This is a genomic window from Microcystis aeruginosa NIES-2549 (assembly GCF_000981785.2).
Classification (GTDB): domain Bacteria; phylum Cyanobacteriota; class Cyanobacteriia; order Cyanobacteriales; family Microcystaceae; genus Microcystis; species Microcystis aeruginosa_C.
This window is the reverse complement of sequence record NZ_CP011304.1, coordinates 2,133,290-2,144,106: the sequence shown is the minus strand read 5'-3', so window position 1 is coordinate 2,144,106 and position 10,817 is coordinate 2,133,290. Positions and strand designations below refer to the sequence as shown.

Annotated in this window: 9 protein-coding genes and 1 pseudogene; 4 read left to right on the top strand and 6 right to left on the bottom strand. The window is 42.7% G+C overall.

All coding sequences use genetic code 11. From position 1 onward, the window contains the following. Positions 1 to 10 precede the first annotated feature (10 nt). Positions 11 to 280, bottom strand: a pseudogene (locus myaer_RS10590) (PLP-dependent transferase); the annotation flags it as partial. A gap of 614 nt (positions 281 to 894) precedes the next feature. Between myaer_RS10590 and myaer_RS10585 the strand changes: the two are divergent. Both myaer_RS10585 and myaer_RS10580 read left to right on the top strand, forming a co-directional pair. Beyond that, entirely contained in the window at positions 895 to 1,701 is an 807-nt protein-coding gene (locus myaer_RS10585; protein ID WP_046662057.1) for a prohibitin family protein, read from the top strand. A 71-nt stretch (positions 1,702 to 1,772) separates the two neighbouring features. Next, positions 1,773 to 2,171 (top strand): YidH family protein, encoded by a 399-nt coding sequence (locus tag myaer_RS10580; RefSeq protein WP_046662056.1) that lies wholly within the window; start codon positions 1,773 to 1,775, stop codon positions 2,169 to 2,171. A gap of 77 nt (positions 2,172 to 2,248) precedes the next feature. On the opposite strand, the gene myaer_RS10570 is transcribed toward myaer_RS10580, so the two are convergent. From myaer_RS10570 to myaer_RS10560, 3 genes are all read right to left on the bottom strand, one after another. Then, positions 2,249 to 2,488, bottom strand: coding sequence for a hypothetical protein (locus tag myaer_RS10570; RefSeq protein ID WP_235614842.1), 240 nt, complete (start codon positions 2,486 to 2,488; stop codon positions 2,249 to 2,251). Between the two features lie 138 nt (positions 2,489 to 2,626). Then, the gene (locus myaer_RS10565; protein WP_046662055.1) at positions 2,627 to 3,322 is read right to left on the bottom strand and encodes a TerC family protein; all 696 of its coding nucleotides are present in this window, start codon (positions 3,320 to 3,322) and stop codon (positions 2,627 to 2,629) included. A 48-nt stretch (positions 3,323 to 3,370) separates the two neighbouring features. Further along, on the bottom strand, positions 3,371 to 3,976 hold the full coding sequence (locus myaer_RS10560) for a DUF1003 domain-containing protein (protein ID WP_080949742.1): 606 nt from the start codon (positions 3,974 to 3,976) through the stop codon (positions 3,371 to 3,373). Between the two features lie 245 nt (positions 3,977 to 4,221). Between myaer_RS10560 and myaer_RS10555 the strand changes: the two genes are divergently transcribed. Both myaer_RS10555 and nadA read left to right on the top strand, forming a co-directional pair. Then, complete coding sequence (locus myaer_RS10555; RefSeq protein WP_046662054.1) at positions 4,222 to 4,791, top strand: pentapeptide repeat-containing protein; 570 nt, start codon at positions 4,222 to 4,224, stop codon at positions 4,789 to 4,791. A 749-nt stretch (positions 4,792 to 5,540) separates the two neighbouring features. Beyond that, positions 5,541 to 6,500 (top strand): quinolinate synthase NadA, encoded by a 960-nt coding sequence (gene nadA / locus myaer_RS10545; protein WP_046662053.1) that lies wholly within the window; start codon positions 5,541 to 5,543, stop codon positions 6,498 to 6,500. Between the two features lie 257 nt (positions 6,501 to 6,757). Here nadA and myaer_RS10540 read toward each other — a convergent pair whose 3' ends face one another. Further along, complete coding sequence (locus tag myaer_RS10540; protein WP_046662052.1) at positions 6,758 to 8,215, bottom strand: DASH family cryptochrome; 1,458 nt, start codon at positions 8,213 to 8,215, stop codon at positions 6,758 to 6,760. Between the two features lie 79 nt (positions 8,216 to 8,294). Then, positions 8,295 to 10,616 carry a GumC family protein gene (locus tag myaer_RS10535; protein WP_046662051.1) on the bottom strand — a complete coding sequence of 774 codons (2,322 nt, stop codon included), beginning with the start codon at positions 10,614 to 10,616 and terminating at the stop codon, positions 8,295 to 8,297. Between the last annotated feature and the right edge of the window lie 201 nt (positions 10,617 to 10,817).

Genomic DNA, 10,817 nt, shown 5'->3' with positions numbered 1-10,817 from the left:
CATTCCATTATTGCACTGCCTGACCGCTAGAGGTGGCCAGGGCCGCCGCACCCCCTTCTAAAGCCGCGATCCGCTTCTCGAAGACATCGGTGGTCGGGTTCATGATCCTGGTGTAGATGTTACCGAACTCTTCTAGGGCAAACAGTCGCGCCCCGTGGTCGGCATCGTTGAAAACGTAGGAGGTGGTTTGATAGATGGGAACGGCGCGGGCGTTGGTTCCGGGGGCAGGTTCCTGGCCGGCTTGTACTTGCAGCGTCTCGAAACGGTAACGGTCAGACATGGGCGCTGGGCGCTCAGGGAGGGAAATAAAGGATAAATTCCTCGATCTGTGCGATCGAGGAAAAAGGGTGATTAAATTACCTCATTAGGGGATGGAATGGGTACAGTAGGCTTATCCGTTTACTGTATTTAGGGTTCTACCATAGCCATTTCTGCGAGTCAATTTATCGAGATATCCTTTATACAAAATATCTTTTATGCCGAAACTAGATTGTGTTAAGGTAATTGCTATAAAAGAAAGTACCAGCTAGACTGGTGGAATGAGAATGTACCATTTAAGACAAGGTAAATTTTGTGATAATTGTTTCTGGATAATCTCGATCGCTTTCTTAGATAAATAAATGCTTTTTGGGTCAACAACTAACGAGATGCTCGTTTTAATTCATGATTACTAAAACATTTAATTGGCGAATATGATAACTATAAATACACAATCATTTCCAGAACTTTCCCCAGCCAAAACGAAAAATAACGAGACTAAATCTGACTTTATCTAAATAATATAGGACAAAATTTACCTTTATTTCTAGTTGCTAAAATTATTAAAATAGATAAAATTAGCCATTTTATTGATTTGTAATCCCATCCAATAAACTATCTTTATTATCAATTAAAATGCTCAAAATTCGCCTTTTAGCTAGACCAAGTAATCTCTTTTTTTTGTTATTAATTTTGGCGATTATTTTTAATCCTTTTGTGATTGTCAATGCGGGAGAAAGAGGGGTTTTAATGGTTTTTGGTCAAGTACAGGAGAAAATACTTAATGAGGGCATTCACGGGATTATTCCGGTTGTTAACACGGTAAAAAAACTAAGTGTGAGAATTCAAAAACAACAGATAGCGGCCGAAGCTTCCTCCAAAGACCTACAGGAAGTATTCACAGATGTGGCACTGAATTGGCATATTTTAGCATCAGAAGTTAATACTATTTTTCAACAAATTGGCGATGAAACGGCTGTCATTGAACGAGTGATCGATCCAGCAGTGGAGGAAATTCTCAAGGCAGTTATGGCTAAATATACCGCCGAAGAATTAATTACTAAACGGGAGGAGGTGAAAGGGGAAGTGGATATTCGTTTGAGCGAAAGACTGAAAAATTATCATATCGGTGTCGATGATATTTCTTTGGTTCATGTCAATTTTTCCGATCGCTTTACCGATGCGGTGGAAGCCAAACAAATTGCCGAACAGGAGGCCAAAAAAGCCGGTTTTATGGTGCTGAAAGCTCTGAAAGAATCGGAAGTGAAAATCAATCTGGCTCAAGGAGAGGCGGAAGCTCATCGCATTCTCCAAGATTCCTTAAGTCCAGAAGTTTTACAGAACAAAGCGATCGAAAAATGGGACGGTAAACTCCCCCTATTTATGGATGATAATCTGCTTAAGTCCCTTGAATTGGTTAAAGATAAGCGAAAAACTAGATGATAAAAACAATTTATTAAAACCATAAGAAAGAATACTTGATTTTATTGAACTTGACTGCGAGGAACTCCTATATGCTGTTTAAATCCCGAAAGACAAAGCAGAAATTTGACCCCGATTACTGGCGAGATCATTCGGCCAACGAACGCACCTATCTGTCTTGGATGCGCGCCTCCATCGCTTTGATGGGTTTTGGTCTGGTCATTTTGCGTTTACGGACGGCATCTTCTACCGCCCTAGGATTGGGGTGGTTGTTGGGTTTTGTCTTCGCTATGGTGGGATTATTAACCGTTGTCATCGCCACGCGCCGGTATTTTCTCATCCGGCGAGCGATCGATAGTAATAGCTACGAACCTGCTCGAGTCTGGATTATTTGCTTTAGTATAGCGATCGCTTGTCTCGGGTCAGGAATTCTCTATTTTGTCGCCACCAGTCCCGATAACGGTGGAGTGGAAAGCATCGGTTTCGATTAAAACCCCATCCTCGGGCGCATCGGGATGGGGAGAAAATTGCTCGATACAGGCGGTAAAATCCAGATAACTACTTAGAATTACCCATTTTCCAGCCTTTCCCAGGAAGGGGCGAAAGGTGGACAAATCAAAGGACAGGCGCGCCAATGACTGTGGACAGGGACTCCCAAGCGTTGACAATAGCCGTTTCCTCTCCCCTGAAACTTATAAAACCGACAGTAACGACAGGTGGAGGAACAACTGGCAACTTTCGGGAGAGGATTTCCCGTGGTTTCGATCGCTGTTAGTTTTGGGGATAGGGTGGAAATGGTGTCTAGCAAGGAAGTCTCCAAGGCTAACGGGGTTCACTAGCGACTCTTACCGTACCTAGTCCCAAATTATGTCACAGTCGCCCATCCTCCCGGAGTATAACGGTTGACACGCTCCTAAAAAATTGAGAAAATCCCTTGCTGCCAGAACTATTCCACCACAACACGCTTAGAAAAGCCCCAACTTAACGAGATCGCCACCATCATCAATACCATCCACTCTGGCGGTAAATAGGTGGGTTGACAAGCTTTTAATAACAGTCTTCCCCCTACCGCTAAAACCGTCAGATAGGCCGCATCTTGTAGGTAAACAAACTCAGCCAACCACCTGACAAATAAACCGGTCAAAAATCGTAGGGCTAACATTCCCAAAATACCACCAGTCAGGAGAATCCAGAATCGATCGGTTAGGGCGATCGCTGTGGTGACACTATCGAGGGAAAAAGCCAGATCCGTAAAAGCAATCAGAACAATAACACGGCCAAAAGATTCTATGGCGAGATTAGTGGCAAAATTTTGGTCTTCTATTTCTATATTCAAAAATTTCTGCCAAAAATGCTTACCCGCTAACCAGAGCAGATAAATAGCACCCAGTACCTCCACCTGCCAGAATTTAACTGTCCAACTGGCACTCACTAACATGGCAACTCTTAACACAAATGCCGCCGCTAATCCCCAGTTTAAAGCCTGGCGTTGTTGTCTGGGGTCGGGAAGTTCTCGCACTAAAGCGGCCAGGGCGACGGCATTATCGGCCGATAGAATGGTTTCTAAGACTGCCAGGGTGAGAATAGTGCCGCAAGTGGTTAGAGAGAGATTTTCAGCGATATCGAGAATTTGAGGGGACATATAATTATATTTTCACTCCTATCACTGTGTCGAGACAGATTAATCCTTCTACGGTTCTTTGTCATTCTGCTGTCGGTATAAATCCAAGGTCAAGTTTTTGACCTTGGGATCGATCGCAAGATTTGTGACCACACTGCCATCGAAATGAACGAGGGGTATTATGGTGGCGGCGGTTTTATTTTCTGGTTGACTTAGTAAAGATGTACTGTCGGCGATCGAGATTCTTGCTTGTAACTCGTCTAGTTTGCGGTGCAGTAATTCGATGCTTTCCGCAGTGCGTAGATTGACTAGATGATTTTGGGCTGCCTGTTCCCTATCCTCGTCCGATTGTCGGTTTTGGCTCATTAACACCACAGGTGCAGTGTAGGCCGAGGCAAAGGAAAAAACTAGATTTAACAGGATAAAGGGGGATTGATCCCAGTGGGGCATTCCGGGGATAGTATTGGCCCCTACCCATCCCGTCAGTACGATGGTCTGACCGATGAGAAACCCCCAAGAACCCACTTTTGCCGCCATCGCATCGGCGAGTTTTTGCCCGAAGGTCAAATTTGAACTATTTTGACTTTTATAGGCTTTCTTTGGGCTAATATCGCTCTTAGCATTAATTTTTATCTGGCGATCGAGGTTAGTTGGTCTAGGCTGAGATAGAGTCATGGTTCTTCCTCTCCTTAACTAGGATTTTGGCTGGACACTATTATCTTAGGTAAGGGATAAAGATAAAAGCAAATATTCTTAATTGTTGTTTTAATAAACAAAAGTGATGAAAGGGCGAGGGAGTTTCCCAGCTTTGCATAAAGGGAATTTATGGATTTGAAAACAAAGAATATTTGTTTTTATTAAAGCCATTGCCTAGAGTGAAAAGAGAGACTGAAAAAGATCACTCAAGGAGATCAAAAACGATGAAACCAATTACAGGCCCCCTCACTCGATCGCTACTGACAGCCTTCTGTCTATTGCTACTCACAGTTTTTTCTTGCTTCCAGCCTGCCATCGCTAGGGCCGTTACCACCACTGACGGCGCACCGGCAAAAATTACTCTGATCGAGCCGGCTGCCGCTGGGGATAATCTGCAAAAACTACAGGCAACTAACGCCTGTGTCGGTTGTGACTTTAACGGCATTAGCCTCAAAGATTTAAACTTGTCCTGGGCCAATTTAGAAGGAGCAAACCTCAGCCAAGCGGATCTAGAAAGAACAAACCTACAGGGTGCTAACCTCAAAGGGACTGATCTCGGGGGAGCCGACCTCGGCAAAACTCTCCTAGCGGGGGCCGATTTAAGCGGGGCCAATCTCTTAGGTGCAGATTTAGAAAAAGCCAACCTGCAAGGGGCAAACTTAACCAACGCCAATCTCCAAAAAGCTGACTTAGAGAAGGCCAATCTCACTAATGCTCGCTTAGATGGTGCTAACCTACAAGATGCGGACGGTGAAGGAGTGATCGGTGTCGATCCCAATCAGTTTAAAAGTTAAGACAGGAGCCTAGTCTCGTAAAATAGCCAACGACAGAGGCTATCCCTCGCTAATGCCTTAAAACTCGGTGACTATTGGTTAACTTCGATTTTATGCCCAGTTTTTTCGTCTCGAGTAAAATAGGAATGAATTCCAGAATTTAACCAAGAGTCTTTAAGTTTAGCGATAATCTCAGTTTTAGAGGGTTTATTCGGGTAAATATTGCAAAGAGCGTGAGCATACAAGTCAGAGCGCACCAAATCGGAACCCTGCTAAGATTTATTGATTTTATCTCGTTCGGCCGAAGTGTCCCCAGAAATTTGATAGGAATAAACCTGAAATTTTCTTGGCTGATATTGTGATCACCCTTAACATAGGGCTTGCTGAATAAATCTAAAAACCTTGTTGGATAAGGCTTTTAGACTTTTTTGACCTCAAAAAGTGCCGACCATTGGAGGGATCGGGGGTAAAATTCAGGTACTTTTTCCCTGAAAATTAGGTAACTGACTACCTCAAAATCGGTAAAACCCTACACCCCACACCCCACACCCCACACCCTGCCCCCACCAACAAACTTTTTCAGCAGACCCTAACATAGGGTTTACCGTTGACCAAGAATCTCTCGATAGGATAGGGTGTCAGAGTTTGGTTGTCAGTCGTTTGATCGCTGTTCCATCAAGCTTTTTTTTGATTGGGGTCTCTCCTCGGAAAAATTTGCTACAATGTAGGGGAATGTTTAGTATTTGGTAAAAATAACCATAAATGCCGCCGTGTTTACAACTGTTCAACCCGCAAATCGATCGAGCTTACCTGATGACCTATTTACAGCAATTAAAGAGCTTAAACGGGAATTAAACGCTGTTATTCTGGCTCACTACTATCAAAATTCTGACATACAGGATATAGCTGATTATATTGGTGATTCTCTAGGTTTATCCCAGCAGGCTGCCCAAACCCCAGCAGATGTAATCGTATTTGCGGGGGTTCACTTCATGGGAGAGACAGCTAAAATCTTAAATCCGGATAAGTTGGTATTGCTGCCGGATTTAGATGCGGGATGTTCTTTAGCTGATAGTTGTCATCCTCAAGATTTTGCTCGTTTTAAAGCCCAATATCCCGATCATATCGTGATTTCCTATATCAATTGCAGTGCAGAAATTAAAGCCATGAGTGATATTATCTGCACCAGTTCCAATGCAGTCAAAATAGTTAATCAAATCCCTGTCAATCAACCGATTATCTTCGCTCCTGATCGCAATTTAGGCCGTTACGTCAGTCAGCAAACTGGTAGAGATTTAGTTCTCTGGCAGGGTAGTTGTATTGTCCATGAAACTTTTTCCGAACGCAAGATAATAGAATTAAAAGTCGCCCATCCAGAAGCAAAAATTATCGCCCATCCTGAGTGTGAATCATCGGTTTTACGCCATGCCGATTATATTGGTTCTACGACGGCACTATTAAATTATTCTCTAAAAAGTTCTGAAAAAACCTTTATTGTCGTCACAGAACCCGGGATTATTCACCAGATGCAAAAATCGGCCCCAGAGAAAGTATTTATCCCCGCACCAGCTTTAAATAACTGTGCTTGTAATGAGTGTCCCTACATGAGACTGAACACTCTCGAAAAGTTGTATCTCTGTATGCGAGATAAAACTCCAGAAATTACTATTTCTGAAGATTTAAGAGTTAAGGCACTGTTGCCGATTCAAAGAATGTTAGAAATGTCTTAATCAGTTATCAGTTATCAGTTATCAGTTATCAGTTATCAGTTCATGAGACATATCCAAAAATTATAACTCAATCAGAGCTTGTTTTGATAGCTTGTACTAATGATTAATTCGATGCTAAAATGTATATCTATTATTGCTAATTCAATTTAACTGAAAAAATCTGGGGACATTAAAATCATTTTTATTTGGGTAAGTTGCTTGTCTAGACAAAATTTTAGTCTTGAGATAATATTAATTCGAGGTCAACTGATTACTGATTACTGTTCACTGAAATGCTGAAGATAAATTTTTTCGTTGTGTTTGATCGATTGAAAAAAATCGACAATAGGACGGGGATAATTAACCCCTAAAATCACCCCATAACGCTTTTGTTCCTCTGGGAATAATTTATAGGGTTCGTGAATTTTATCGCCTTTTATTAGGGCTAATTCCGGCAACCAGTGACGTAAATAATCACCTTTGGGATCATAATCTTTTGACTGTTTAGGGATATTAAAATAACGAAATCCTCGTGCATCATTGCCGACACCAGCAGTATAATTCCAATTACCCCAATTACTACAGACATCATAATCAATTAATAATGACTCGAACCATTCTGCTCCCATACGCCAATCAATACCGAGATTTTTGGTCAGAAAACTAGCGACATTTTGCCGGCCACGATTCGACATAAATCCTGTAGCAGCTAACTCTCTCATATTAGCATCTACAAGGGGATAACCAGTTTTTCCCTCACACCAGAGATTAAATCTTTCCCAATCTTCTAACCAAGGTAAATTAAGTTCTTGCAACCCAGATTTATAGAAAATTTTATTACCGTGTTTACTGCAAATAAATCGGAAAAAATCTCGCCATAATAATTCAAAAATCAGCCAATAGGTAGAGTCATTTTTTACTCTTGTTTGCTCATATTTTTGTACTTCCTCATAGATATAACGGGGGGAAAGACAGCCAAAACTTAACCAAGCTGAGAATTTTGAGGAATAATTAGTCCCTAACATTTCATTCCTGGTTTCCTTATAGGTTTTTAAGGAATCACTATCCCAAATATATTCTTTAACCCGTGATTTTCCTGCCATTTCACCCCCTTGAAACGACAAAACACCTCCCTGGTCTAAAATTGGTTCTGTTAAGCCCAAATCGTTTAAAATCGGAAGATTTCCCAAATCTATTTTAGGTAATTTTGTCAACTTTTTCGGCGTGGGATAAGTTGTTCTTATTTCCCAATGACGTTCTACTTGTTTACGAAAATTAGTAAATAATTCCGGCAGTTGATTAAGGGTAAAAGGTAAATCATCAGGATGACATAAAGTGGCTGTCCAAAAAGTTTTTATCTGCACGGGAACCCCAGATAAAGCCTTATTTAAAGCTTTATCTACCACTAATTCCTCGGCTGTCACCTCTTGATGATAATAAACCTTGGCTATCTGTAATTGTTGAACTAATTGCGGTATAATTTCTTCTGGTTTTCCCCGTCGGATAATTAAATTACCGCCTAAACTTTCCAGAGATTGTCGTAAATCTGCTACGCTTTCTAATAAAAATTTAGCCCGGAACTTGCCAGTTTTTGGAAACCCGTAGGAAGTAAGACCAAATTGACGCTCATCAAAACAATAGAAGGGAATTATCTCTAATTGTTCTTGAACAGCTTGATAAATTGCCTCGTGATCGTGAACCCGCAGATCATTGCGATACCAGATTAAAACCCGCATTTAAGTAGTTAGGTGTTAAAAACCATCAGACACCCCCCTTATTAAGGGGGGATTAAGGGGGGATATATCTTCAATTTAATTATCTTTTGCCGTAGTAATAGCCATAGTAACGATAATTGTGGTCTTTCCGACTAACATTATTAGCCACTAAACCTAACACGGAAATCTGGGATAATCTCAGATCTTCGAGTAGATTTTTCAGCACAAAGCGATCAGTTTTGCCCAGTTTGGTGACGAGAATCAGGCCGGTGGCCATGGCGGCGAGAATTTTTGCATCGGCAAAAGCGGCGATCGGTGGTAGATCGTAGATAATTAGATCGAAAACGTCGTCTTGCTGTAATTGCGAGATCATCTCCTGCATTCTCTGGGAAGAAAGCAAGCGGGTTGGATCTGGGGGAATTGAACCGGCGGTAAGAATCGATAAACTCCCGAAATTCTTCTCGTAGCGGGGTAGGGATTGAATTGCTTTGTTCCAATCGAGATTCTCGGCGAGGACATTACTAAGTCCGTGGTCGTTATCGAGATTAAGTCGATGGTGAATCTGGGGTCGTCGCAGGTCGGCATCCACCAATAAGACTTTTTGTCCCATACGAGCGGCCGCCTTAGCGATATTTATTGCCATGGTGGTTTTACCATCTCCCGGTGATACAGAACTAATCACGAGGGACTTGAGGGGGGAATCGGAACCGAGGAGGCGAATATTGGTATTAAGAGTGTGGAAAGCTTCCGAGAAGGGGGAGAAATTATAGTAGGAGGGGTTTTCGTTGGCTGATTTTAGGGTAGTATTAGGGATAGTAATTTTGCGAGCGCCGACTGTTAACTGGGGTAGGGCGGCGGTCACTTTGTCGATCGTACCGAGGTCTTTTTGCCAGGGAATTGCGCCTAAAAGGGGTAGTTTGGTATCTTCTTTTAGTTCATCTGCACTATGATGAACGGGGTCTAATCTTTCGGCTAAAAAGGCTGCCCCCAGTCCTAGTAACAGGCCACCAATAACCCCTAAAGCCAGATTTCGCGTGGGTTTAGGGGAAACGAACTCTTCCCCTACTTCTGGGGGGGAAATTAGTTGCCAAGGCACCACTTGTTGTGCCACCTGTAGCTGTAATTTTTGTTGTTCCTCCAGAAAACCGCCGAGACTGGTGGTGGCGATTTCCAATTCTCGCTGCAAATCCGTATAGCGACGGGCCAAAACCGCAAGATTTTTGACCGAGGCTTTCTGCTGTTCCAGGGCCCGGGCAAGGGATTCTACCTTAATTTCTAGGGTTTGGCGACTGTTAGCGGCTTCCACCAATTGTTGGGTTAATTCTACCCGCAAAGCGCTCTGAGATACCAAAGCCGGGGAATTACCCACTGTCTGGGGCAGTTTTTCCCCTAGGGTTCTCTGGGCCTCTTTTTGCAGTAGGGGCAGTAAATTAGCCCGTTTTTCCTCTAGTGTGGCGATTATCGGGCTATCTTTGGCGAAAACTGCCGATTGTTCGGCCAGTTCCACTTCCACTTCCTGCAGCTGCTTGAGCAAATCTTGATAACCGGGAGATTCACTGAGATAGGTGGCGATAATTGCCTGATTAGGGGCTAATCCCACCTGTTGTTGTAAAGCTTGATAGCGAGAGTTAATTTCGTTAAGGGCAACTTGGGCTGCCTGATACTCTTGTTCAGTAGCGGTTAATTGTTGTGATAAACGAGTCGCCTCTTTATCGGGATCCAGGAAATTGTATTGCTGCCGGAATTGCTGCATTTGTTTTTGTAGAGAATTAACTCGTTCCCGCAGCACGGGCAATTGAGCGTTAACAAAGTCTAAGCCTTGATTAATTTCGGTCTTCCGTTCCTGAGAACTATATTTGAGGTAATGACGGGCTAAATTATCTAAAACCAGCTTGATTTTTTCTGGTTCCGCATCTTGATAGGAAATTTCTAAAACTTTCGTCTCTTTTAATTGAGTAATTTTGAGATCAGATTTGCCAGTTTTACTAATTAAATCACTGTAGGTAAAGTCGGGATACTTAGGGGTTATTTTACTAAGGATGGGGTTAAGGAGTTGAGGACTGGTTAAAACGGCGATTTGGGTATCATAATCGATGTCTTCACCCCCCAACTGAGGTAGGATATCTTGGGTTGCCAGTCTGGAAGAACTTTTATTTTCCTCGATGGGTTGACCGATGAGCAGCAGGAATCTACCTTGATAGATAGGGGTTTTTGAAAAAGTCCAAACAGCGAGCGCTCCTGTCACCCCTAGGGTGATGCCAGCGATTAACCACCAGCGATGCTTGATGACGGAAAGGAATTGACGCAGGTTGAGTTCCTCTTCTTCTTGCGTCGGGGAGGGGATAAAAGCCGGTTGGGCAAAAACTGGCAGATTTGCTTGACTTTGGGTTTTTAAAGCCCCATTTTGTTGGTTGTTCATCATTAGTCAAATAGTCAAGGGATAACTGTATTAAAAGATTTTCCGGTGGCAATCTGGCTCGATTTGTCACCGCTCAATCATAACACCGTGCTACAATGATAACCCTAGTTTTTCCAGTAATTACCAAATAAGGTGCGTTTAACCTAGTCAATGCCACTGGCTGCTTGACATACCCCTAACGGTTACAAATCATCTGCTATCCCG

What these genes read in the sequence shown, in the direction of transcription:
- myaer_RS10565 (WP_046662055.1), bottom strand. Translation starts at nt 3,322, where the DNA reads ATGTCCCCTCAAATTCTCGATATCGCTGAAAATCTCTCTCTAACCACT.
- myaer_RS10560 (WP_080949742.1), bottom strand. Translation starts at nt 3,976, where the DNA reads ATGACTCTATCTCAGCCTAGACCAACTAACCTCGATCGCCAGATAAAA.
- myaer_RS10535 (WP_046662051.1), bottom strand. Translation starts at nt 10,616, where the DNA reads ATGATGAACAACCAACAAAATGGGGCTTTAAAAACCCAAAGTCAAGCA.
- myaer_RS10540 (WP_046662052.1), bottom strand. Translation starts at nt 8,215, where the DNA reads ATGCGGGTTTTAATCTGGTATCGCAATGATCTGCGGGTTCACGATCAC.
- myaer_RS10555 (WP_046662054.1), top strand. Translation starts at nt 4,222, where the DNA reads ATGAAACCAATTACAGGCCCCCTCACTCGATCGCTACTGACAGCCTTC.
- myaer_RS10580 (WP_046662056.1), top strand. Translation starts at nt 1,773, where the DNA reads ATGCTGTTTAAATCCCGAAAGACAAAGCAGAAATTTGACCCCGATTAC.
- myaer_RS10585 (WP_046662057.1), top strand. Translation starts at nt 895, where the DNA reads ATGCTCAAAATTCGCCTTTTAGCTAGACCAAGTAATCTCTTTTTTTTG.